At 32.9% G+C, this 23,973-nt stretch carries 23 protein-coding genes; 18 read left to right on the top strand and 5 right to left on the bottom strand.

Annotated features, from left to right (window positions below):
* The first annotated feature begins 1 nt into the window (after window position 1).
* The 6 genes from VF726_RS03790 to VF726_RS03815 all read left to right on the top strand — a co-directional run bounded on the left by VF726_RS03790 (window position 2) and on the right by VF726_RS03815 (window position 8,063).
* Window positions 2-274 (top strand): hypothetical protein, encoded by a 273-nt coding sequence (locus VF726_RS03790; RefSeq protein ID WP_440165965.1) that lies wholly within the window; start codon window positions 2-4, stop codon window positions 272-274.
* Window positions 255-2,444 carry a DNA-binding protein gene (locus VF726_RS03795; protein WP_440165967.1) on the top strand — a complete coding sequence of 730 codons (2,190 nt, stop codon included), beginning with the start codon at window positions 255-257 and terminating at the stop codon, window positions 2,442-2,444. The genes VF726_RS03790 and VF726_RS03795 overlap by 20 nt, the downstream gene beginning before the upstream one ends.
* The gene (locus tag VF726_RS03800) at window positions 2,425-3,543 is read left to right on the top strand and encodes an ATP-binding protein (RefSeq protein ID WP_440165969.1); all 1,119 of its coding nucleotides are present in this window, start codon (window positions 2,425-2,427) and stop codon (window positions 3,541-3,543) included. Before VF726_RS03795 ends, VF726_RS03800 begins: the two co-directional genes overlap by 20 nt.
* A gap of 120 nt (window positions 3,544-3,663) precedes the next feature.
* Window positions 3,664-3,966 carry a hypothetical protein gene (locus VF726_RS03805; protein WP_440165971.1) on the top strand — a complete coding sequence of 101 codons (303 nt, stop codon included), beginning with the start codon at window positions 3,664-3,666 and terminating at the stop codon, window positions 3,964-3,966.
* A gap of 160 nt (window positions 3,967-4,126) precedes the next feature.
* Complete coding sequence (locus VF726_RS03810; protein ID WP_440165973.1) at window positions 4,127-6,025, top strand: TnsD family Tn7-like transposition protein; 1,899 nt, start codon at window positions 4,127-4,129, stop codon at window positions 6,023-6,025.
* 790 nt (window positions 6,026-6,815) lie between these two features.
* Window positions 6,816-8,063 carry a DUF4153 domain-containing protein gene (locus tag VF726_RS03815; protein ID WP_440165975.1) on the top strand — a complete coding sequence of 416 codons (1,248 nt, stop codon included), beginning with the start codon at window positions 6,816-6,818 and terminating at the stop codon, window positions 8,061-8,063.
* Between the two features lie 128 nt (window positions 8,064-8,191).
* Here the strand turns inward: VF726_RS03815 and VF726_RS03820 are convergent, their stop codons facing one another.
* Window positions 8,192-9,157: an arsenic resistance protein gene (locus VF726_RS03820; RefSeq protein WP_440165977.1), complete on the bottom strand. Its 966-nt coding sequence runs from the start codon at window positions 9,155-9,157 to the stop codon at window positions 8,192-8,194.
* A 294-nt stretch (window positions 9,158-9,451) separates the two neighbouring features.
* Here VF726_RS03820 and VF726_RS03825 point away from each other — a divergent pair, with 294 nt between their 5' ends.
* The 5 genes from VF726_RS03825 to VF726_RS03845 all read left to right on the top strand — a co-directional run bounded on the left by VF726_RS03825 (window position 9,452) and on the right by VF726_RS03845 (window position 14,875).
* Window positions 9,452-10,144: an FMN-dependent NADH-azoreductase gene (locus VF726_RS03825; protein WP_440165979.1), complete on the top strand. Its 693-nt coding sequence runs from the start codon at window positions 9,452-9,454 to the stop codon at window positions 10,142-10,144.
* Between the two features lie 234 nt (window positions 10,145-10,378).
* Entirely contained in the window at window positions 10,379-11,737 is a 1,359-nt protein-coding gene (brnQ, locus tag VF726_RS03830; RefSeq protein ID WP_440165981.1) for a branched-chain amino acid transport system II carrier protein, read from the top strand.
* An 82-nt stretch (window positions 11,738-11,819) separates the two neighbouring features.
* Window positions 11,820-12,239 (top strand): VOC family protein, encoded by a 420-nt coding sequence (locus tag VF726_RS03835; RefSeq protein ID WP_000750833.1) that lies wholly within the window; start codon window positions 11,820-11,822, stop codon window positions 12,237-12,239.
* A 331-nt stretch (window positions 12,240-12,570) separates the two neighbouring features.
* Window positions 12,571-14,220, top strand: a complete 1,650-nt coding sequence (locus VF726_RS03840; protein ID WP_440165983.1) for a copper resistance CopC/CopD family protein — start codon at window positions 12,571-12,573, stop codon at window positions 14,218-14,220.
* Between the two features lie 34 nt (window positions 14,221-14,254).
* A complete protein-coding gene (locus VF726_RS03845; protein ID WP_440165985.1) occupies window positions 14,255-14,875 on the top strand; it encodes a YcnI family copper-binding membrane protein in 621 nt (206 codons plus the stop codon).
* 122 nt (window positions 14,876-14,997) lie between these two features.
* On the opposite strand, the gene VF726_RS03850 is transcribed toward VF726_RS03845, so the two are convergent.
* Window positions 14,998-15,774, bottom strand: coding sequence for an alpha/beta fold hydrolase (locus VF726_RS03850; protein WP_440165987.1), 777 nt, complete (start codon window positions 15,772-15,774; stop codon window positions 14,998-15,000).
* Window positions 15,775-15,953: 179 nt separating this feature from the next.
* On the bottom strand, window positions 15,954-16,859 hold the full coding sequence (locus VF726_RS03855; protein ID WP_000192802.1) for a DMT family transporter: 906 nt from the start codon (window positions 16,857-16,859) through the stop codon (window positions 15,954-15,956).
* A 97-nt stretch (window positions 16,860-16,956) separates the two neighbouring features.
* Between VF726_RS03855 and VF726_RS03860 the strand changes: the two genes are divergently transcribed.
* The 4 genes from VF726_RS03860 (at window position 16,957) to VF726_RS03875 (ending at window position 19,761) form a co-directional block, all read left to right on the top strand.
* Window positions 16,957-17,826: a LysR family transcriptional regulator gene (locus tag VF726_RS03860; RefSeq protein WP_440165990.1), complete on the top strand. Its 870-nt coding sequence runs from the start codon at window positions 16,957-16,959 to the stop codon at window positions 17,824-17,826.
* Between the two features lie 121 nt (window positions 17,827-17,947).
* The gene (locus VF726_RS03865; RefSeq protein ID WP_440165992.1) at window positions 17,948-18,379 is read left to right on the top strand and encodes an Rrf2 family transcriptional regulator; all 432 of its coding nucleotides are present in this window, start codon (window positions 17,948-17,950) and stop codon (window positions 18,377-18,379) included.
* 71 nt (window positions 18,380-18,450) lie between these two features.
* Entirely contained in the window at window positions 18,451-19,101 is a 651-nt protein-coding gene (locus VF726_RS03870) for a DsbA family oxidoreductase (RefSeq protein WP_440165994.1), read from the top strand.
* A 57-nt stretch (window positions 19,102-19,158) separates the two neighbouring features.
* On the top strand, window positions 19,159-19,761 hold the full coding sequence (locus tag VF726_RS03875) for a nitroreductase family protein (protein ID WP_440165996.1): 603 nt from the start codon (window positions 19,159-19,161) through the stop codon (window positions 19,759-19,761).
* Window positions 19,762-19,901: 140 nt separating this feature from the next.
* Here VF726_RS03875 and VF726_RS03880 read toward each other — a convergent pair whose 3' ends face one another.
* Entirely contained in the window at window positions 19,902-20,321 is a 420-nt protein-coding gene (locus tag VF726_RS03880; protein ID WP_440165998.1) for a GNAT family N-acetyltransferase, read from the bottom strand.
* 178 nt (window positions 20,322-20,499) lie between these two features.
* On the opposite strand from VF726_RS03880, the gene VF726_RS03885 reads away from it, so the two are divergent.
* From VF726_RS03885 to VF726_RS03895, 3 genes are all read left to right on the top strand, one after another.
* Window positions 20,500-20,631 (top strand): hypothetical protein, encoded by a 132-nt coding sequence (locus tag VF726_RS03885; RefSeq protein WP_048527332.1) that lies wholly within the window; start codon window positions 20,500-20,502, stop codon window positions 20,629-20,631.
* A gap of 109 nt (window positions 20,632-20,740) precedes the next feature.
* Window positions 20,741-22,351: an amidase family protein gene (locus VF726_RS03890; protein ID WP_440166000.1), complete on the top strand. Its 1,611-nt coding sequence runs from the start codon at window positions 20,741-20,743 to the stop codon at window positions 22,349-22,351.
* Window positions 22,352-22,527: 176 nt separating this feature from the next.
* Window positions 22,528-23,541: an AI-2E family transporter gene (locus VF726_RS03895; protein WP_440166002.1), complete on the top strand. Its 1,014-nt coding sequence runs from the start codon at window positions 22,528-22,530 to the stop codon at window positions 23,539-23,541.
* 124 nt (window positions 23,542-23,665) lie between these two features.
* Here VF726_RS03895 and VF726_RS03900 read toward each other — a convergent pair whose 3' ends face one another.
* Window positions 23,666-23,953, bottom strand: coding sequence for a YesK family protein (locus tag VF726_RS03900; RefSeq protein WP_440166004.1), 288 nt, complete (start codon window positions 23,951-23,953; stop codon window positions 23,666-23,668).
* Window positions 23,954-23,973: the final 20 nt, after the last annotated feature.

Consider the following 23,973-nt stretch of genomic DNA (forward strand, 5'->3'; position numbering starts at 1 on the left):
TATGAGTTATTCTATGTTAACCAAAGAAATGATTTACTTACTAGAAAAATTTGTTGTTTATCTAAATGAATCTACTTCATGTCTTGAACAATCTTTAGAAGTCTTTACAAGAGAAAATCTTTTAAAGAATGGAACAGCACTAACATTCTTTAATTTTTTAGTTTTTCACCATGTTATAAATATTAACTTACAACAAGATTTTAAAATGCATATGTTAGATAGGAATGATTTTTATGTAGATAAGGAGGCCTTCGATGACCATTTTATACCATAATATGATTTTAGAAGAAGATACAGATGAAGATAAAATCTACTATAGAGTTTTATGGATAGATTCTAAACAAGAAGTCACGTACATTTTTGCCTTGAATGATAGCAATGCTCTTCCTATCAAGGTAAATGTACTTGATGTTATAAGTGATATTCAAAATGACATGATTAGAGTAAGTCTATCAGATCCTTATTATAAGTTATACATGGAAGAGGAGTTAAATGCGTCACAAAGGATACGAATAGAAAAAAGTTGGAACTTAATTCAACAGTTACTATCAGAAGAGAATATTCCAGCTATATTTGACAGCAAGGCAAGAGGAAGAATTTTGAAACCATATATTGAGCAAGGACACACAAAACCAACTCTATATAAGTTATTAAGAATGTATTGGAAAAATGGTCAAAATAAAGGAGCGATAGTTGCTAATTATAAAAATTGTGGTGGAAAAGGAAAAGAAAAGAATCTTGGACATATGAAAATTGGTAGACCAAAAAAAGATAAAGATACTCATGGAGAAGGTATTAATATAACTCAGCAGGTAAAAAAACTTATCGTTAATGCGTTTCAAAAATACTATATGAATCAAAAAGAAAATTCCCTCCGTTATACATATGAAAGGTTTTTAGCAGAAAATTTTATGAATAAGTTAAATTTCGGTAGCGAGACCGTATTGAAGTTTAAAGAAAACGCAAACCCACCTTCATATGTTCAATTTGTTTATTGGGCCAAAAAATTAACCAGTTCACATAAGGTATCAATAAAACGTTTAGGGGAAAAGCAACATAATTTAACCCAAAGAGCCATCTTAGGCAAATCAAACGATTATGTTTATGGGCCAGGTAGTTTATATCAAATTGATTCTACAATTGCAGACGTCTATGTTGTATCTTCGAATAATTATAACGCAATCATAGGCCGACCAACTTTATATCTTGTAGTTGATGTATTTAGCAGAATGATAGTTGGTTTTCATGTAGATACTAGATCTGCGTCACTAGAGATGGCCAGATTAGCACTTTATTGTGCCGTTAGTGATAAAGAAGAATATTGCAAAAGTCTGGGAGTCCCAATTGAACCGGGTGAATGGATAGCATCTAATTTGCCAGCAGCACTATTAGCCGATCGAGGAGAATTAATCGGAAAAGAAGCCCAAAAGCTAGCGGATAGAATTAATATTCGTCTTGAAAATACCCCTCCATATAGAGCGGATTTGAAAGGTATCGTAGAGCGTGCGCTAGGACTTCTTCAACAGAATGCCAAGCCATTATTACCAGGATACGTCGAAAAGAATTTTGGGAAACGAGGAGCACCAGATTACCGACTAAACGCAGTTCTTACAATTCAAGATATTCGTAAAATCATTATTGAATATATAAGAATGCATAATCAAAAAATACTTGAACACTATGAATTAAGTGAAGCTATGATAAGAGATCGAGTAATTCCTACTCCAAATAATATTTGGAATTGGGGAATTGAAAAATGCTCAGGGATCTTAGGGACATTTCTGAAGGAAGAATTGAAATTTGCTTTTATGTCTGTAGATGTAGGAAGAGTTTCTGGTGAAGGGATTAAATATAAAAACATGAGGTATACGTGCACAAAAGCAATACAAGAACATTGGTTTGAAAAAGCTAGAAATAATGGTTGGAAAATTAGGTTACTTTTTGATCCGAGAAATATGACGTTTGTTTATATTAAAGATGAAAATGAAAGTGGTTATATAGTTTGTGAAATGGACAGGACTAGTGCGTATTATGGTAAAAGTATAAGTGAAATAGAATATCTACAAAAAACAGAGAGAGAATTAAAGCAGATTAAGATAAGAGAGGATTTAGAAAGAAAATTAACTTTTCAGTCTAGGGTTGAAGAAGTTGTTGCTGATGCAGAGCAGCGAACAAAAAGTATTATCCCGATATTTGAAGAAAGTAACACAGCAAAAATAAAAAATATTAGAGACAGAAGAACAGAAGATAACTTTGAACGTCAACCACAAGAAGCATTTTTAATTGAAAATAAAGAAGAAAAGGGCGAGAAATTACATAAAAGAACATTATCCTTAGGATATGAACAAGAAGAAGCAGAATTAAATGAATATGAGATAGAGCAACTAAAACTATATGAAAAGCTAATGGAGGAGGAAGGAAACTATGAGGAAGAAAATGGTTAATAATATCTACATAGAAGAAAATTGCTTTCACCCTAAGGCGGTATACTTACCTCAACAAGTAAAGGAATATGAAGGAAATCCATTCTTAGAGACTTTGCCTCCTATACTTAGTACGGAAAGTCTTTGTAAATCTTTAGCGGTTTATCCACATTTTAATAAAGAGGAAAGATTACACCCAAAAGAGTTACGTTATCATTATGTAATGCGTTTAAACAGTTTTTTTCAGCCATATGGCAGACAGATGGCTCTATATAATCTATTTGACAGAGCTCTTAGGCAAGGATATCTATGTAGAAATCCCATGGATAAAGAAGAAAAATTATTACTCAGACAAATATATGATAATTTACAAAAAGGTGAAATACCTTTAACAAATGTTTGTGAAATACCAGGCGAGGGTTTTATGATTGTTGGAACTTCAGGTATTGGAAAGTCAAGGAGTTTAAACAGGTTGCTCTCCACTTATCCTCAAGTCATCCAGCATACAGAATATAAAGGCCGACCGTTTATTAGGAAACAAATTGTTTACCTAAAAATAGATTGCCCTCATGATGGTACATTAAAAGGTTTAATTGGTGCTTTTTTTAAAAAACTCGACAGTGTATTAGGGACTCAATATACGCAACAAATTTATAATAAATCACACGTGACCGTGTCCAAACTCATTATAGCTATGCAAAGTCATATAGTTCAGCATGGTATAGGAGTATTAATTGTAGATGAAATTCAACATCTAAGTATAGCAAAAAACCAAGGTGAAGAAATGATGCTGAACTTCTTTGTTACTTTAAACAATACATGTAAAATCCCGATTATATTTATAGGGACTCCCAAAACAGAAGTATTGTATAAAAGAGCATTAAGACAGATCCGGAGAATGTGTGGCCAAGGGGATCTAGTCTGGATGCATCATAAAGAAACAGATAGAGAATGGCAGTTGTTGTTAAAAGGGTTATGGCGCTATCAATGGAATCTAGAATATACAGAATTGACCCCTGAATTAAGTAAAATAATCTATGAGTACAGTCAAGGAATAATTGCAATTGCAGTTAAGTTATTCATGCTTGTACAAATGGAAACCATGAAAAAGAAAAAGTAAGTCATAACACCTATTATCATTAAACGAGTTTCTGAAAATTATTTAAAGTCACTTCAACCAGTTCTTAAGGCAATGAAAACAGGAAAAAAATCTAATATGGCAAGGTATGAAGATATAGTATTGAGTACACTAGATGATACATTAGATTCTGGATTGAACGAAGTAACTAACGTAGTTAATGTGAACTATTTTTTAGAGCAGCAAGAAGCTCTGTGTAGTCAAAACTCTAAAGATGACTTAGATATAAGAATTATTCAAAAGCTGCAAAATATGGAAATAGACTACGAAGTTGCTAAAGTTTCTGTTGAAAATGTATTAGAGGAATATGGAGAAAAGAAAAGCTTTAAATTTTTATTACAGCAATCAGCATCGCTGGCTTTAACATATGGATTAGAAGAAAACATACAGAATGAAAAAATTTAATGAAAGCAAAAAAATAATTTTGGATCAAAGTTAAAACTTATGTATTGAATAATTTTTAAAGAATTGAACATAAATTCTCAATTATTAAGTGTAGGATACAACTAATTTGTAAATGAGTTAACAAGAAAAAGTTTGAAAGCGCTATTAGAAAGGAGTTATTATGATTTGTTATTTTCCAACCCCATACGAAAATGAGTTATTTTATAGTATTATAGCTCGTTATCATTATCACTCTGGACATAAATCTAAACGTGAAACACTACTAAGGTTATTGGGAAGTAATGCAAAAAAATTTGATGTTGATGTTCCTAATGGAATGGATTTAATCGTAGAAAAATTAAAAGATGTATCGAAGGATCTAACTGCAGACTATTTTATAGAAAAACATTCTATATTACCTTTCTTTCGCCAATTTATGGAAGAGGATAATTATCATAATATTCTACTTAAGGTCAAGAGACAGGATAAATCTTTATATTCAACGCGTGTAATTCGAGAACTTGCTGACGATGTAAAGAGAAAAGAACACTTATATTATTGTAAAAAATGTTTGAAAGATCAATTTGAAACGTATGGAGAAGGTTTTTGGAATAGATTTCATCAAGTGTCAGGGGTGTTAGTTTGCACAAAGCATAAAATTTGTTTAACCAAGCTCCCCAGAAATAATCTCAAAAAGGAATATAATAAATTTATTATGCCTAATATCAATGATGTGCATGCAAATGTAGAAGAAATACAGGTCAGTGACAAATCATTTGAAATTTTACTAGATATTGCTAAGGATATTGAGTATTTGTTTAGTGAGAATTTAACAGTTCACCCACATCAGTATTATTATGATAAATATATGGAACTTTTAAAAATTCATGGGATTGCTTATCCAATAGTTAAGAGAAAACATTTGTTAGCAGAAAAGGTATTAGATTTTTATCCCAAAGAAATTTTAGATTTATTTAATTCATATTTAAGTCCTGATAATCCTTTATCCTGGGTGCGATATATTACAGAGAAGCATAGGATTAGATATTTACATCCAGTAAGGCACATATTGATAATGCGTTTGTTATGCGGTAGTGTAAGAGAATTTTATGAAAATGATTACATTTATCAACCGTTTGGTTCAGGTCCGTGGATTTGTATGAATCCTTTGGCAGACCATTATTTAGAAGATTGTGTAGAAACTTTAGAAACTGATACGCACATGGCTTATAGGAGATTACAAGGTGATTTTACATGTAATTGCGGATTTAAATATAGATTGATTTTACCTGAACAAACACCTCTGGAGATTACTAAATTTTCTTTACGCATAATTGAAAGAGGGGATATATGGAATAATGAATTCCAAAAATTATTATCTCGAAATTTATCTATCAGAGAAATTAGTCGCATTACAAAGATGAGCTGTCCGACAGTGAGGAGCATAAAAAAACAAATGGTTAGTGGTAAACAAAATATAAATAATCGACCCACGAGAAGGATTAAGGAATTGTTCAATGAAGAAAAAACCAAAAAGTATAAAGAAGAGTGGGAAATTATTTTTACCCAGAATCCTAACTTCAAGCGCACTCAACTAAAAGCTTTAAACCGAGCAGCATTCTCTTGGATACAAAAGTATGATAAGGCATGGTTGGAGAAACATTTACCACCTGTGAGATGGAGGCAGAGGAATAGTAATCAGTACTATATAAAAAAGGACAATAAATTATTGCAGGCCGCTCAAGGGGTTATCTCAGACTGGGCTGTATTTGAGAGCGAAAAGGGGGCATTACAGAAAATCACAAAAAGCGCTCTTTTAACTCAAATAGGAATATCTATTGATTTATTAATAAGAAAAGGGGATAATTATCCGTTATTTAGAGAATATGTAGATTCTGTTATAGAAACTAAGGAGGACTTTCAGAAAAGAAGGATAAAACATTTATTAGATAATAAATTCAGTGCCCAAATGGTTACTGTTCCTAAGATAAAAGAATTAGCGAGTCTTTATAATAGAGTGAAACCAGAAGTTGAAAATTATCTAGAAGAACAAGTCCAATCTCATAATAAGCTATATTAAGTTTTTTAATAAACATGATACCGATGTGATTGGATTAGAAGAGACTGTTCTATAAGAAATAGTGGTAAAATAACTTGAAATTAATGTAATTTTATCTAAAAGAGATGTAAAAACATGTAAAAAATTAAATCTGAAAAGAACATTTGATTAATAAAAATAGATACAAAGTTAATTTAGGATCTGTTAAATTACTTTTTAAGATGAGGAAATCCAAAAATTCTTGAATATAGCCGTATGTCTACTTATCTCACTATTAATGCAGAAATGAATCGGAATTTAAATGCATGCATTATCTACTACCGTGCAATCAAGACTTTTAACTAACAATATGTGATGATAAAATATAATTATAAAGTTTTTGATATAATGTGAATTTTGAATGAATATAAAAAAGTTCTTTACTTAAGCTACTTTTGTAGTTAAATGTTGCTATATAGTTAAATATAAAAAAGTTCTTTACTAATTCATAAATGTATTGATTATGCTACTTGTTAGTAAAGAACTTTTTTATGTAACGACAAGTGGTTTCAACAAATAAAAAAATATGATAATTAAACTGTATCCTATAGAATAGACACTTAAAAAAGTCTATTCTATAGGATATTTTTTTGAATAAGTAGTACTATTTATTTTTATTTAAAATAAAATATACAATAAAAAAATCCTTATAATTGATAATTATTTATTGTAAAACAATAAATTTTGTATTAAAATCAATATCATGATAAATCAGTGAGGTGCTTTTTATAGAAAGGTAACAACGCTGTTTTTTATTAGAGGAGGTAAAACTATGAACAATCACAATTTGATTATTGAAAATATGGATAATCCTCATGAGTTGGAGAGAATGTATAGAAAAGACCCAAAAGCTTTTAAAAAGTCATTCTCACAAGCATGGGATGAAAATCCTGATTCTCAGGTACTAGCTGCTTGGTATGAAAGATTGCATTTCAAGGAGACGGCAAATAAAGAGAAAATATCGCTGTTTCAAAAAGGTTTCTTATTCATGGGTATGTTAGCTATTTTAGCAGGGCTAAGCACTAGAATCATTTTCCACTTTGTTGAGCAGGAAGCAATTGCTCCAATTAACTTGGCTTTTGGTGTAATACCCTTTATTGCTGCTTATTTTATTTACAATAATACTCCGAAGAAAAGTATTATTTATTTCCTTGCAGCGTTGTTCTTAATTGTCGGATTTTATCTTAATATGTTGCCATTAAATTATAAAGACAGCAGTATCCTTGCGTACTTACATCTTCCTATATTGTTATGGGTCTTATTGGGACTTGCGTTTACGGGAAATGAATATTTAAAAGGCAGTACAAGATTAGCTTATATTAAATTTAATTTAGAATATGGTCTTCTCTACGCGAGCATGGCAGTGAGCGGAATGATACTAGCATTATTCACAATGCGATTATTTAGCTTTGTTGACTTGGATATAGGAGAATTCTATTTTAGTAATGTTGTTTTATTTGGAGCTGCCGCTCTCGCTGTAGTGGCTGCATACTTAGTATCAATGAACCTTAAACTTGCTAAAAATATTACACCATATATAGCTAAAATTTTTAGTCCGCTTGTACTGATTACATTGGTGATTTATCTTATAACGGTTATATGGAGTGGAAAAAATCCATTCTTGGACCGCAATTTCCTAATGGCCTTCAACGGAATACTCCTTGGTGTATTGGCTGTTACTATATTTTCTATCGTTGAGAGTGATTCAGACGAGAAAAAGAGCATTTCAGATTATATAAATTTTGCCTTAATTGTTTTGGCACTTATTATTGATACTGTCGCATTGTCAGCCATCGTATTCAGGCTTTCTTCTTACGGTATTACACCTAATAGACTTGCTGTTTTAGGCGTAAACATACTGATTTGGGCAAATCTCATTTGGATTATGTTTTCCTATATGCGTTTCTTGCAAAACAAATCAGGACCGACAGCTATTCAAGATGCCGTTACGAAGTATTTGCCAATCTACGGACTTTGGGCAGCTTTCGTAATATTTACTTTTCCTATAATTTTTAATTAGAAAGACATTGTAAATGTAACGACAAGCTAATTTTCTATCACGTATAAAATCCTTAGAGCCGATAATTATCGTTACTTCTATAAGTTCTCGAAAATAAAAAAACGTCCCAAAGTAGGACGTTTTTTTTATTATGTATATTGCTTTGTTTTCTTAATAAGTAATAATACCTGTGAAACACAAGCAAGTACAGGTAATTCAATTAGCGGTCCAATAACGAGTGCAAGTGCAATAAGAGGCTCGTCTGGAAAAGCGGTTACAGCAATAGCAAGTGCAACAGGTGAGTTTCTTGCTAACGTTGTTAAGTTTAAACTTACTGTATCTTTATAAGATAAACGCATAACGCGCCCGATAAATTGTCCTAGTGCAAAATTAATGATGAAGAACAATAGAACAGGAATGAGTAATAATAAAACGACATTCATATTTTGTAGTAAATATTTACCTTGTGATGCAAACATCGCTATGATTGCTAAGCTTAAAAATACAATTTGCGCAGAGCTGAAAAACGGAATGAGTTTATTCTCGAGTGTTTCAGCTTTTTTCAGTTTATTCATAATGAATTTTGTAGCGTGTGCAAGTAAAAATGGTAAGACGATTACGATAACAATACTTTCTACTAAAACAGAAACGGCTACAGTCTTCATAACACCAGCGAATAAAAATAAATAAATGGGAAGTAGTAGTACTTGTAAAATTAAATTTACTGGTAAAATCACTGTAGAAAGTGCTACATTACCTTTTGCTATTTCAGTAAAGATTAAGTACCAATCTGTACATGGAGTAACCATTAGCATTATAAATCCAACCCAAAGTGCTGGGTGATCTGAAAGAAATAGTGCTCCTAATCCCCAAGCGAGTAAAGGTGTCCATAAGAAGTTAATAGTAAGACTTGTTCCAGCAAATTTTAAATTGCGAAATCCGTTTTTTATTTCTTTTAATGGGATGCTGAGGAATAATCCATATAGCATGAAAAATAAGAAGGGAACAATAAATTTGTCTGCATACATATGTATGAAATTAAATTGTCCGAGTACGATGCCGCATGTAACAGCAAAAAGAATAATAAAAGTTTGAATCTTTTCTATAGTGCTCATGAATAAATCCTTTCTAAATATGAATTTTCCTCTCTAATTTTATTATACAAGTAATAAAGTCGTATTTGGTGTTCAATTGTATTTTAGTAAATGTTTTTAATTTGAGATTTATTTTTTTATTAAAAGTTACTTGACTAAAGTAAGTTGCTATATTACAATCACTTACATAAGGTAATTAAATAACAAAAAAGTTTTTTGTATCTTTACTTAAGGTATCTATTGGAACTTTTTATTAGAATAAGAATTTTTGTGATGATGAATAATGAATATGATAAGAAAGTTTAGGTGAAGAAAATGGGATTATTTAGCTCGTTATTTGGTAAAAAAGAAGAAAATACAAAAGTAGAGGAGAATAAAACAATGTCAAAAGTATTATTTGTAAAAGCAAACGATCGTCCAGCGGAGCAAGCAGTTAGTTCAAGAATGTATGAAACATTTGTAAGTGCTTATAAAGAAGCAAACCCAAATACAGAAATTACGGAGTTAGATTTATTTGCATTGGATCTGCCGTATTACGGAAATATCGCTATTTCAGGTGGATATAAACGTAGTCAAGGAATGGAGTTAACAGCAGAAGAAGAGAAGGCTGTAGCTACGGTAGATCAATATTTAAATCAGTTTTTAGAAGCTGATAAAATTGTATTTGCCTTTCCACTATGGAACTTCACAGTGCCAGCGCCATTAATTACGTATATTTCATATTTATCTCAAGCTGGAAAAACATTTAAATATACAGCAAATGGCCCAGAAGGTTTAGCTGGTGATAAGAAGGTCGTTGTATTAGGCGCGCGTGGTTCAGATTACTCTTCAGAACAAATGGCTCCTATGGAAATGGCAGTTAATTATGTAACAACTGTACTTGGATTCTGGGGAATTACAAATCCTGAGACTGTTGTAATTGAAGGACACAATCAATATCCAGATCGTTCACAACAAATTGTTGAAGAAGGTTTAGAGAACGTTAAAAAAGTAGCGGCGAAATTTTAATTGATAGTAAATATAAAAAACCAACATGGATGACCATGTTGGTTTTTTAGTCTATTTCTATGTTAAAAAATGTATATTTATAAAATAAAAGAAAAGTTTGAAAATAGTATTGCAAAATATTATATTTCAAACTATAATGAGGTCAAGAATAGTTGATACTTAAGTTAAATATTCAGAAAATTCAATTAGTTAAAAATGGAAATGAGATAAAAGGATTGGAATGGAGGTTATATTATGACGAACAAAGTACCGTTTTCGTTCATAGTAGTTATTGGTTTAATGTTATTCGCACTATTTTTTGGAGCAGGAAATTTAATATTCCCGGCAATGCTTGGTCAATCGGCAGGAGAGAATGTATGGATTGCAAACGCTGGATTTTTAGTAACAGGTGTAGGGTTACCGTTACTAGGTGTACTAGCATTTGGTTTTTCGGGTAAAGATGATTTACAGTCATTAGCAAGTCGTGCTCACCCAGTGTTCGGGATTGTGTTTACAACAGTTTTATACTTAGCGATTGGTCCGTTATTTGCAATACCAAGAACAGGAAATGTTTCTTATGAAATTGGTCTTAAACCGTTTATGCCAGAAGGATTAGGTTCTACACCTTTAATTCTTTTCACAATTGTATTCTTTAGCATTACTTGTTTTTTTTCGCTAAATCCTGCGAAAATTGTCGATATTGTTGGAAAAATCTTAACGCCAATTAAGTTAACTTTCATTGGTATTTTAGTAATCGTTGCTTTTATACATCCGATTGGAGATATGCAAGCACCAGTGGAAGCTTATACATCACATGCATTCTTTAAAGGATTCCAAGAAGGATACTTAACAATGGACACACTTGCATCATTCGTATTTGGAATTATTATCATTAATGCAATTAAAGAAAAAGGTGCAAAAACGAAAACACAAATTATGGTCGTTTGTGCAAAAGCAACAATCATTGCAGCATCTATTTTAGCAATTATCTATACAGCTCTTTCTTATATGGGTGCTTCAAGTGTTGCAAAGCTTGGACATTTAGAGAACGGTGGAGAAGTATTAGCGAAAGTTTCTAACTACTATTTTGGATCATATGGCGGAGTATTATTAGGATTAATGATTACAGTAGCTTGTTTAACAACTAGTGTGGGACTTGTATCAGCATGTTCTTCATTCTTCCATAAGTTATTCCCAAATGTTCCTTACAAAGCAATTGCAATCACGTTATGTGTATTTAGTGCCATTGTTGCAAACGTAGGATTAACACAATTAATCGCAGTTTCTGTTCCAGTATTAACAGCAATTTATCCACTAGCCATTGTATTGATTTTCTTAACATTCTTCCATTCATTATTCAAAGGAAGAGCTGAAGTTTATCAAGTGAGCTTAATCGTAACATTTATCATTAGCTTATTCGATGGATTAAGTGCAGCTGGAGTTAACATTGAAGTAGTAAGCCGAGTGTTCACTAAATTCCTTCCGATGCAAGAAGTAGGATTAGGTTGGATTTTACCAGCACTTATTGGTGGACTAATCGGATACGGCATTAGCATTATGAAAGTAAAAAATCAAGTTCAACCAGCAGCAAGTACGAATAAGAAAATAGGTTAAATGAAAAAAGTTATAGATTTGTTTCTATAACTTTTTTTGTTACTATTAATAATGAGAAAAAATAAAGTAGTAGGGGAATAAAATGAAAAAAACAATTGATCATATCGGCATCGCAGTTCGAGATATAGATAGTACGATACGTTTTTATGAAAAGGTGTTGTTAGGAACTTTAATAGATCGTTACGTAAGTGAAGCTCCTGGTGTTGAAAGTGAAGTCGCCATTCTTGAAGTGGATGGAGATAGAATTGAATTACTTGCGCCTACGAATAATACGACTTCACCAATTGCCAGATTTATAAAGCAAAAAGGTAAAGGTGTTCATCACGTTGCATATCGTGTTGATGATTTAGATGTAGCTTTAGAAGAATTAAAAGAACAAGGTATTCGAACATTAGAGCATACACTTCGGATTAATAAGCACGGTAGAAGGTTAATTTATCTTAACCCAGCAGATACAGAGGGAACAATCATTGAGTATTGTGATTATCCGGAAGAGAAGTAGAGAAATTTTATGATGGAAGAAGGGTATTACGTAATAACGTAATACCTTTTTATTTATGTATTTCACACTTTCTTCACAAATGATTCACGATAACTTTTCTTCTTTAGGAACTTACATAAATATATTTTATGATATAATAACAATCGACTTTAAAAATGTAAGTTGTATCTATCAAGGTAGTTACTATTGTATTGGAAGTTTAGAGGTGAGAGAGAAATAAAGAGTTATATTGTATAGAAATTTATATTTAATCAGGTTAATATTTCTCCGGAGAATTGAACTTGGAAAGTTAAAGGAATGGAAGTATAGCGATGAGTAAGAAAGAAGTGAAATGATTGTGAAAGTAATAAAAAGGTTAGGGGCATGGTTATTAATTGCATGTGTACTTATCATATCGATGCCGAAAAGTGCATCTGCTCATGCGCACATTGTGAAATCAAACCCTGCTGAAAATGAAACGTTGAAGAAGGCACCATCTGTTGTGAAAATTGAATTCGATGAGGATATACAAGTTTCGCATTTTAATACATTGTTTGTAAGAGATACATCAGGTAAAAGAGTAGATTTAAAAGATGCTCATATCGAAAAGAAAAACAAAAAGTTATTAGAAGCAGGATTAAAAGAAAATTTGAAAGACGGACTCTACTCTATTCAGTGGAAAGTGATTTCTGCTGATGGGCATCCTATTCAAGGGGTTATTCCGTTCCGAATTGGGTCAGCAGAAGCGGGAGCAGACGATATACAAGTAGAAGAGATGGGGTATGTCCCACAAATAGACATGATTATGGAACGTGGAGTTCTATATACAAGTTTCTCACTATTTATAGGAGTACTGTTCTTTAATCTTATTATGTATAAAGGGAATGCAATCTCGGTTCAATCAAGAAGTAAAAAAATAATATGGATCTCATTAATTGGTATATTCATTAGTTTACTATTCAATCTACCATTGCAAGCGAAAATAAATGCTGATGTTTCATGGTTAGAAGCATCCGATCTGTTACTATTAAAAGAAACGTTACAGCTTTCTGTTTTTGGATATGTATGGATTACTCAAATGGTTCTTATTAGTTCGCTTATAGTTGTTACCTATTTTGCGATGAAGTGTGAGAAGCTGTCGTCGGTTAAAGTATGGAGCATTCCGATAGTATTGTTTATTGGGATACTTGTTATGAAAGCATTTAATAGTCATGCATATGGTTTGAAGTTTAAAGATATTGCTGTCGTTATGGATTTTCTACATTTATTCGCAGCTTCATTATGGATTGGTGGTCTATCATCCATTATTCTTCTTTTACGTAAAGAGGATGACAAGTGGAGTAAGTATTGGGATATGATTAAGCGTTTTTCACCGTGGGCAACAGGTGCTGTCATTGTGATTTTAATAACTGGTCTTTTTAACAGTACATTCTTTATTCCAACAATCCACTCGTTATTTGATACGAAGTATGGATTAGCTTTATTAGTGAAGATGCTTTTATTCATTTTCATGGGGATATTGGGAATTGTACATTATGTAAAAGGGAAAATGAGAGCGCAGCAAGGATTAGGCGCTACGGTGAAAATAGAGTTTACCATTGGAATTATTATTTTCATAATCGTAGCTTTTATGACAAACGTACAAACACCGCCGATGCCTCCAACTGGACCTTTTACAGAGAGTAAACAATTAGATAATGGATATGAACTTACTTTACATGTAAGTCCTAATAAAGTAGGACAAAATACATTCCATATTACTTTAAAGGATGAGAACGGACAACCTGTTACCGATATGGAGCAAATTATTTTAACTACGCAATCATTAGATATGAACATGGGAAAAGGTTCATTTAAAGTTTCCGCCGTTTCACCAGGAGAATATGAAGCGGAAGGTATGTATATTAACATGACAGGAAACTGGAATATACAAGTGCACGGATTAACAAAATCTCTTGATAGCTTTGATACGGATTATAAATTTATAGTAGGCGGCAGATAAAGAGAAGGTATAGATAAAAAGGAGCTAATAGAAAATGAAACGAATAAAAAAATTGGGTACAACAATAATCGCAACCATTATTGCAATGGGGATTTTTTCATTACCTGTTAGTGCGCACGTTACTGTGAAACCAGCAACTTCGGACGTTAACTCTTGGGAGACTTACACGATAAAAGTACCAGTTGAAAAGAATGTAGCAACGACAAAAATCACATTGAAAATACCGTCTGGAGTGGAGTTCCAACAGTATGAACCAGTGCCAGGATGGAGAGTGGAAGAGCAAAAAGATAATGATGGAAAAGTGAAAACAGTAGTATGGGAAGCAACAGGAGAAGGGATTTTACCTGGTCAGTTCCAGCGATTTACTTTCGTCGCTAAAAACCCTGATAAAGAACAAAAAATAGCTTGGGATGCATATCAACAATATAAAGACGGAGAAATTGTTGAATGGACAGGCGATGAAAAAGCTGAAAAACCACACTCACTTACTACAATTGCAAAAGGTACGTCACTAACAGGAGAACATGGTGAAGTGTCTAGTCTAGAAAAGAATGAAGCTACTAGTAACATGCAATTGATAGCGATTGTTTTATCTATTTTGGCGATTGTATCGTCGGTAGGTGCGTGTGTTTTTGTAGTACGTCGTAAAAGATAAGTAAGATTGAAAGGTCTCATCGTAAATAATGAGACCTTTTTATTAGGTCTATGGATTAGAAGGAATGAGGATATCGGCACTATTATAGCCACTCTATAATGAAATTTATTGATGTCTGGAATTTAATTGACGATTATGAAGTCTTCCGGCAGGATATCATGTTCGAGCCAGTTTTCAATTATAGTATTAAATAGTATGGGATTTGCTAAAGAGATGCCATGACCAATTTCAGGAATGATAATACCTGTGCAATTCGTATTATTTTCAAGGATTTCAGTCATTGAGTCCTTCATAATTCTTTTTTCTTTGTCTCCAACAGTTACTAATATATTACTATTAGCATCTTTGAAACTTTTTGGTATTGTAAAGGACATATTTTCTTCTAATATCCTTACAAATGTATTTTTGTTTATTTGACAACTGTCATGATAATAGTTATCAAACTGTGTTTCATCTATGTACATTGATTTTGCTTGTATTTTGGAAAATGTCTTACTCTTTACTAAACAGTAGGTTAAGCTAAGAGAGCTTATTAATGTTTTAGAGAAAGAAATTGGTTTAACTAATGCGCTATTTATCATAGCATATTGAATTAAGTTTGGTTTCATGCTGAGCATAGCAATTAATACTTGAGCGCCTAATGAAAAACCAATTACTATAACAGTTTTCCCTTGTCCTTTTTCTTCAATTAGTTCTATGATTTTTTCAGCACTAAAGTTTATTGAGAAAGGATCTTTACTTCTATTTTTTCCTTGCTCAAGTAAATCAGGAACAAGGCAGTGATAGTTAGTAAAATGTTTAATTTGTTTGTCCCACATCCAACCACTGACTCCGCCCCCATGAATAAAAACCATAAGTGGTGAGCTTGAATCTCCAAATTCTTTATACTGTAAAACCATATAATGCCCCCTTATGATTAGAATTGTTAGTCCATTATAGTAGAGGTAATATTCTTACTACTTAAGTATAATCATACAATAAAAAAGAAAAAAATTCCTTTTAATACAACTCTCCGTAACTGAACTGTACTGATAAAAGGGTGAAAAAGAGCCTACAAACAGCAGGCTCTTTTTCATTTTTATTTCACTTCAACCTGCTGCCTTACAGCAAGTGTTTTCGGCTTTATATTTACAAAGCAAATACTCACCACAATAAATAATAGTCCGATGAATAAGCTAATAGTAATGGCCTCATGTAAGAAAATTGAACTTACAATTATAGCAATTAGAGGAATAAGGAATGTATAAGCACCAACTTTACTTGCTTCACCAGCTCCAACAAGAGTGAAGTATGCAAGCCATCCCATTGCAATAACAAAGAATGAAATAAAGAGTAGTACACTAACAAACGGTATACTCCAAGCAATACTAGACCAGCTTTCAAACTCTGATCCAAATCCAATTAAACAAAGCCCGCCAATAATAAGCTGCAGTGTTACCATCCAAATGGAATTAACGCGGTGCCCAGTTTTCTTAATAAATACTGTTCCAAGTGCCCAGCCAATAGCGCATCCTATCGCGAGAAGGATTCCGATAATAGAAATATGTCCAGTTAAACTACTAGAGCTAATGACACCTACGCCAATAAATCCAAGAACAAGCCCGAAGATTTTTAAACCGTACATAGATTCTTCAAGCCAAATCCATGAGAAAATACCGAGTAAAACGGGTTGTAGAAATACGATGGCGGAAAATAGCCCAGCAGGCATATATTGAAGGCCGACAGTTTGTAATCCGTAAAATATAATGATGTTAAGTAAAGAAGAAATAACGTATAAATGCCAAGTTTCTTTTAAGTGTAACTCTTTGTATTTCGGTAATGCGAACAGGAGTAAAATGAATCCTCCAATTAAAGTTCGAACGCCTGCAAATAAAACGGGTGGTGTATAATGCAAGGCAAACTTAGATAAAGGCCAATTGATTCCCCACATGAAAACGAGAAAGGTAAGGATTATGGCCGTCTTAGTTCGAGAAAGCTGTGTCACGGTAAGACCTCCTTGTTGTTATTCATTTCACTATGATATGATATCGACTGTAATAAATAAAATGAATCTTTTTTATAAGGAGTATAAGTGATTAGTTATGACCATTACACAACTGCAAGTATTAATAAAAACTGTTGAGTTAGGTAGTTTTACGAAGGCTGCTCGGGTGTTAAATATGACGCAGCCAGCTGTCAGTCATGCCATTTCAAGTATTGAGTCAGAGTTAGGAGTTACGATTCTTATACGTGATAAACGAAAAGGGCTAATTGTTACGGATGTAGGAAACAGAATTCTTGTACATATTAGAGAGATTTTGAACGGTGTAGAGAAGATTGAACAAGAAGTTGCGATGGAGAAAGGACACGAAGTGGGGACGATTCGAATTGGGAGTTTTCCGAGTGCTTCTGCACATTTCTTACCCAAAATGATAAATCATTTTAAGGAGAAGTATCCGAACTTAGAAATCGTTCTTTGTGAAGGAACGATTAAAGAAGTTGAAGATTGGTTAGTATCGAGGGTTGTTGATATAGGAATTGTTATTTTGCCTAATAAAGAGATGGAGATTGTCCCATTAACGAAGGGGAAAATGGTTGCTATCTTAAGAGAGGATCATCCTCTTTGTAAGAAGGATTCTATTGCAATTAGTGATTTAGAGAATGAGCCGATCATATTATGTAAGGGCGGATATGAACCACCCATTATTGATATGTTTAAACAAGCAAACGTACCACTTCGGGCTGAGTATGTAATATCGACCGTTACTACAGCTTTAAATATGATTCAAGAAGGGCTAGGTATTGCAATATTAGCCGAATTATCTTTAACGAATTTACCACAGAATGTGCAAACGAGAGAATTGGAACCACAAGTATGGAGAGAAATTGCTTTAGCTGTTCCTTCATTAAAGGATTCCTCAATCGCTGTGCAGCTATTTATTGAAGAATTTCAAGTGCTATTTGCAGAATAAAAAGAGGTGTCTCATATATCATAATGGGACACTTTTTTTATTTGTATATAAAAAATCTATGAAAAGGATTGACTTATCTTTTTGTTGTAACTATAATGATTACATCAAGGTGGTGATCACGATGAAAATTAGTAGCCGCTTTTCTATAGCTGTTCATATTTTATCTATTTTGAAAAACAATCCATCTTCACTTTGTACTTCAGACTATATGGCTGAAAGTGTAAACACAAATCCAGTAGTCATTCGCAAAATCATGTCGTACTTGAAACAAGAGGATTTTGTATATGTAAACCGCGGTCCAGGTGGTGCGGGATTATTAAAGAATTTACATGAAATCACATTGTTAGATGTGTATCATGCAGTGAATGTAGTGGAAGAGGATAAATTATTTCATATTCACGAGAAACCGAATCCAGACTGTCCGATTGGAGCAAATATTCAAGCTGTATTAGAAGTTATATTAATACAAGCGCAATCTGCGATGGAAGAAGTTTTAAGAAATATTACGATGGGGCAGTTGTTTGAAACTTTGCAAGAAAAAATGAATGCTTAAATCATATTTATATTTTTTTATCATTAATGTAACCTATTTGATTACAACTATAAAGGTAAGGTGTAAAAATTATGACTGTAAAAATGAAAGTATACTCAGATTTTATATGTCCATTTTGTTTTTTAGCAAAAGGTCCATTAGATGAGGTAGCGAAAGAGAATGATGTAGAGATTGAATGGATGCCATTTGAATTACGTCCAAGTCCATATTCAAAAATAGATCCATGGAATGAACCGGAAAAATTAGGTTCATGGGATGCTTTCATTCTTCCAACTGCGGAGAAGTTAGGAATTGATATGCGTTTGCCGCGTGTTTCTCCGCATCCATATACACATTTAGCTTTTGAAGGATGTCAATTTGCGAAAGAACGTGGACTTGGAAATGAGTATCATCACCGCGTATTCACAGCATTTTTCCAAGAAGAGCAAAACATTGAAGATATCGATGTTTTAACAAAATTAGCGGTAGAAGTAGGCCTTCCTGAAGCTGAATTTAAAGATGCTTTAGTAACTCGTAAATATAAAGAAAAGCATCAAGAAGCAATTCAGCACGCATATGATGAAGCGAATATTATGGCTGTTCCAACTGTCATGATTGGAGAGGAAGTCATTCAAGGACTTGCTAGTAAAGAAACGCTACAAAGAGTCATTGATAAAGAAATTGAAAAGGAAAAAACAAATTCATTTGAAGGTATGCAGTGTAATACAGATGGATATTGCTAATTCACTTGTTATGAAATAACAAAATAAATTATAAAACAAATATTTGGAGGAATGAAAATGTCAGCAACTACAACAAACTTAAAAGAAGCAATCGTGAACCGTCGTTCTATTCGTAAAGTAACAAAAAACGATGCAATTACGAAAGGAAGAATTGAAGAAGTTTTAAAAACAGCTTTACACGCACCAACATCTTTCAATATGCAAAGTGGCCGTATGGTTGTATTAATGGATGGAGAGCATGAAAAGTTTTGGGATATTGTTAAAGAAACATTAAGAGCCCGCGTACCAGCAGAAAACTTCGAAGCAACTGTAGAAAGATTAAAAGGTTTCTATACAGGTGTTGGGACTGTGCTATTCTTTGAAGATCAAGCAACAGTAGAAAAAATGCAAGAAAATGCACCATTATATAAAGAGCAGTTCCCGTTTTGGTCTCATCAGGGAAATGCAATGTTACAACATACTGTATGGATGTTATTATCAGCTGAAGGAATTGGAGCATCCCTGCAACATTACAATCCGATTGTAGATGCTGAAGTGAAAGAAACTTGGAACATTCCAGCAGAGTGGAGCTTAGTAGGACAAATGCCATTTGGTGAGCCAAATGAACAACCAGGAGAAAGAACATTCTTACCTACTGAAGATGTAGTGAAATTTTATTAAGAAATTTAATATGTAAAGAGTGAAATAAAAGGAGAGTACAGCCATATATGTACTCTCCTTTCGTATGTAATATTAAACTGTTACTGCAAGCACAATTTCCTACATAGGAATCGAAGTCTTTCTCTACAATTAAAAATCTATTATGTTTTTGAAATGACAGTAAACATCCCCGTCATGTTTGGTGAGTAATCCTTAAAATCAAATTTCTCATAGAACGATTCTTTACCTCCTGATGCAAACAAACCGACAAACGCCTTGTCAGGGGCATTTTCATGTAAGTATGTAACTAAACGATGCATGATTTCTTTCCCGATACCATGTTTCTGATAATTTGGATGAACTACTATATCTTGAATATAGAAATAGATAGATCCGTCACCAACAATTCGCCCCATGCCGATTATTTGTTCATTATCTCTCACTGTGATGCAGTGAATAGAATTCTTCAGTGAAATATTTGCTACATCAAAATTCATATAATTAGTCCACCCAACAGAATCACACAAATATTTGTACTCTTCTAATGTTGGAATGTTATGTTTAAACTCATATGTTTTCAAAATGTACCCTCCAAGCCCTTAAATTCAACAAGTATATACATTCGACATTTTTTTATCGTTTCCTCTTACGTAATTGCCCTTAGGTGTTAAATTTCGGACAGTTTCCTTATTTGTATTAATTTCTAAAGGTTTAGGGAAAAAATATTAGAAATAATGTAATAGAAAGGGAAGTGGAAAAATGAATGATGAGAAAAAATATACAGTAGTAGGTACTGATGTTGAGGAAGTAAAACGTTTAAATAAAGATTCAGGATTAACGTATAATCAAGTGAAGGAATTATTAGTGAAGCAAATGCAAAAAAAGAAGTAATGAAATTGAAATGCTTCATTTTTTCATTTAGCATTTTAATTAAAGAGATTTATAAGGATAACTCTCTTTTTCAATACAATTGAGCAACTTTTAGAGTGGAGGAAACAACATGAAAAAGTGGGTAAAGATAACGTTATCGATTGCTGGAGGAATTGTCCTGTTGGCATGTGCCGGAGGATATTACTTGTATAAAAATTATTTTCCAGAGGAACCTGAGCGTATCGTATATGATAAAGAGAGAGTATTAAAACCGATATATAACCAGTTGAAAGGAATTAATATAGAAAGCGTAAAGATAAAAGAAAAAGAAGTCGTAAATGCGACTATAGGTGAGCTTCAAAAAATGATTGATGATGGGAAATTATCATATGAAGAGTTAACGAGTATATATCTTTTTAGAATACAAGAACATGACCAAAATGGAATATCATTAAATGCTGTTACAGAGATTAATCCAAATGCAATGGAAGAAGCGCGAAAGTTAGATAAAGAAAGGTTATTAAAAAAGAAGTCGAACTTATACGGCATGCCGGTCATCGTAAAAGATAATGTACAAACGGAAAAGGTGATGCCGACAAGCGCGGGCACTTATGTGTTAAAAGATTGGATTGCAGATGAAGATGCGACGGTCGTGAAGAAGTTGAAAGAAGAAGGTGCTTTCGTCTTAGGAAAAGCGAATATGTCTGAGTGGGCAAATTATTTATCTTTTACAATGCCTAGCGGATATAGCGGGAAAAAAGGACAAAATTTGAATCCATACGGTCCGATTATGTTTGATACATCGGGATCAAGTTCTGGATCTGCTACAGTAGTTGCGGCAGATTTTGCACCACTTGCAATCGGGACGGAAACGACTGGATCAATTGTAGCACCAGCGACGCAGCAATCCGTAGTTGGATTACGTCCATCACTAGGTATGGTGAGTAGATCAGGTATTATTCCGTTAGCTGAAACACTTGATACAGCAGGACCGATGGCAAGAACGGTAAAGGATGCCGCGACGTTATTTAATATAATGGTAAGTTATGATGAAAAAGATGCTATGACAGAAAAAATGAAAGGCAAAGAAAGAGTGGATTTTGCGAAGGATTTATCAATAGACGGTTTGAAAGGGAAAAGAGTAGGAGTGCTATTTTCAATAGATCGACAAGATGACAATAGAAAAGAAGTAGCAGAAAAGATAAGAAAAGACCTTCAAGATGCAGGGGCAATCTTGAAGGATGATATTCAGTTAAACGCTGAGGGTGTAGATAATCTACAAACATTAGAATATGAATTCAAACATAATGTTAACGATTTTCTTTCAAAGCAAAAAGATGTGCCGGTAAAATCGTTAGAAGAGATTATCGCTTTTAATAAAAAGGATAATAATAGACGAATAAAATACGGACAAACATTAATTGAGGGATCTGAAAAATCTGCTATAACGAAAGATGAGTTTCAAAAAGTAGTGCAAACGAGCCAAGGTAATGCGAGAAAAGAGCTGGATAGATATTTAGTAGAAAAGGGTTTGGATGCTTTAGTTATGATTAACAACGAAGAAGTTCTTCTATCAGCTGTAGCTGGCTATCCGGAATTAGCGGTGCCAGCAGGATATGATAACAATGGAGAGCCAGTAGGTGCAGTGTTTGTCGGGAAGCAATTCGGTGAGAAAGAACTGTTCAATATGGGGTATGCGTATGAGCAGCAGTCTAAAAATAGAAAATCACCAAAACTGTAAAGGATAAAACGAAGAAAGAGTTCTACTAAAATATGTTGGTGGTCTAATACAAAAAGAATCTAACAATATAAAAAGAAAAAAGGATTCTTTTCAATTAGTAAGAAAGAATGTCTATAGAAGTTCATAAAATGTAATATATTCAATTTCCATCCATTGAAGGGGGAGGTTAAATCTTAATGAATGAAGTGAAAAATTTTTTTCGAAGTAGAGGGTTCCAACGGTTTCTCGTTTTAATAATAGTAGCGCTTGTGTTATATGGATTAAAAAGTATGATCAATTTAATATTAATTACGTTTATACTGACATTTTTAATGGATCGGTTTCAACGTTTTATTTCAAAGAAATTGAAAGTGAATCGTAAAATTGTTATCGCATGTTTGTATATAATATTAGTTACTTTTATCGGCACAACATTATATAAATATTTACCTGTGCTAACGATACAAATTTCCCAACTCATTTATCAGTTTAGATTGTTTTTTCAAAATCCACCTGATAATGAGATCATTAAATATGCACTTTCAACAATTAATGGGATGGAAGTATCAAAATATATAGAACAAGGTGTAGATGTCATCTATCAATCGATTGCAAATATAGGAAAAGTCAGTTTGCAAATACTACTCTCTCTTATTTTAAGTTTATTTTTCTTGTTAGAAAAAGAACGTATAATATCATTTACTTCGAAATTTAAAGATAGTAGTCTGAAGGTTTTTTATGAGGAGATTGCATACTTTGGTGAAAGGTTTGCAAGATCGTTCGGTAAAGTAATTGAAGCACAGTTTTTAATTGCAGTTGTCAATTGCATTCTTACTGTCATTGCATTAATCGTCTTAGGATTTCCACAGCTTCTCGTATTGGCTGTCATGATTTTCTTACTAGGGTTGATTCCTGTTGCCGGTGTAATCATTTCCTTGTTTCCACTTTGTATTATTGCTTATAACGTAGGAGGAGTTATGTACGTTGTATACATACTTGTGTTCATTACAGTAATCCATGCTCTTGAAAGTTATTTTTTAAACCCGAAGTTCATGTCTGCGAAAACGAATTTACCAATCTTTTATACATTTATGATTCTCATCTTTTCAGAGCATTTCCTTGGAATATGGGGGCTTATTATCGGGATACCAATTTTTATCTTTTTATTAGATGTACTTGATGTAAATAATGAGGAATCGATTAAAAAATAGGAAATAATAGAAAGTAACCGATGTTTTCAAAGGACGAAAACATCGGTTATTTGTATTCTGAAAAATTCTAAAGGGTAGAGGCTAATAAAAAGTAGGGAGGGATGAAGGGCTACCAATTAAAGGTTCACTTATTTTTTTTAGTAGGTGGAAGTTTAATGAATTTATTTGCAATTAAAGCTATAGTAACAGCAGTAAAAAGAAATAATGCGATTATGCCAATTCCCATACCTGCCCATCCTCCGATAAGGAAGATACTTATCGGTATTGTTAATAAGCATATAATAAGTAGAATGAATCCGAGGTTTTTGTCATATTTTTGGGTTGGAAATAGAGTCCTGATGATTAAGAAGAGGAAAAGTATTAAGGATGAAATAGCCAACAAGAGGATTACAATTGTCCAAGAGTCATTCATGAAATCACTCCTTTCTATTG

It is taken from the genome of Bacillus sp. Brlt_9, assembly GCF_051948935.1.
Classification (GTDB): domain Bacteria; phylum Bacillota; class Bacilli; order Bacillales; family Bacillaceae_G; genus Bacillus_A.